This is a genomic window from Neisseria sp. P0009.S007 (assembly GCF_051962515.1).
Genome location: NZ_JBQCVF010000773.1, coordinates 1 through 778, shown reverse-complemented (window position 1 = coordinate 778; position 778 = coordinate 1). Strand labels below are relative to the sequence as shown.

Below are 778 nucleotides of genomic sequence, written 5' to 3'. Positions count from 1 at the left end.
GGGCGTTGATTAAATTCCACATATTGCATTTCCTTATTCTTTTTAATTTTCAGACGGCATATATTTTATTTTAAAGTTAAGCCGATTGGATATGGGTATTTTTATTAATTGGTCGTAATTCACAGGATTTTTCCCAATCCGGCATCTTTTTGTTATTGAGGTGTGTATGGTTTTCTTTTTTCAGACGGCCCCGTGAAGATAGAGGCCGTCTGAAACCGAGATTTTCTCAATATGGCTTATGATTTCGCTTTCAATGCCGCCAATCTTTCGGCAATGCGGTTGTTGCGGCTTAAGTCTTCCAGTTCTTTCAGCTTTGCCAACTGCGCCGCATCAGTACTACTGTGTATTGAGTTTTGGCGACCCATCACACGGTCGAAGGCATTGCCGCTTTTTTCGGCATCACGGGCAATGCGGTTGAGGTCGCTGCCGTTGCCGCCGGCTGTTTTGCCTGTCCCCATGCTTTGCTGTGCGGCACGCCAGTCTTGCAGCTGCTGCTGCATCTCGCGTTTTTTCGCCTGCAGGGCGGCAATAAAGCCTTCGAGCTCTTTTTCTTGTGCGGCACAATCGGCGATGGTGTTTTCCAAAACAGGCAGACGCGCTTCGATGTCCATCTGCTCGGCGATACCCGCTTCGGCAAGATCATCGCGACCGGCATCTACGGCGGCTTGCAGATTAGCATCGATGGCTTCGTGGCGGTTGCTTTCATCGGCCATTTTCTTGGCGGCAAGATGTTTCTGTGCCAACACTTTGCCCAATTCAGCACGCACTTCATCTACTG

General features: G+C 48.8%; 1 protein-coding gene. It reads right to left on the bottom strand.

Going from position 1 to position 778, the window contains the following annotated elements; translation table 11 throughout:
- Nucleotides 1-236: 236 nt before the first annotated feature.
- Nucleotides 237-778, bottom strand: a 542-nt coding sequence (locus ACTHS3_RS16275) for a PspA/IM30 family protein (protein ID WP_440368542.1), incomplete at its 5' end; no start/stop codon positions are given.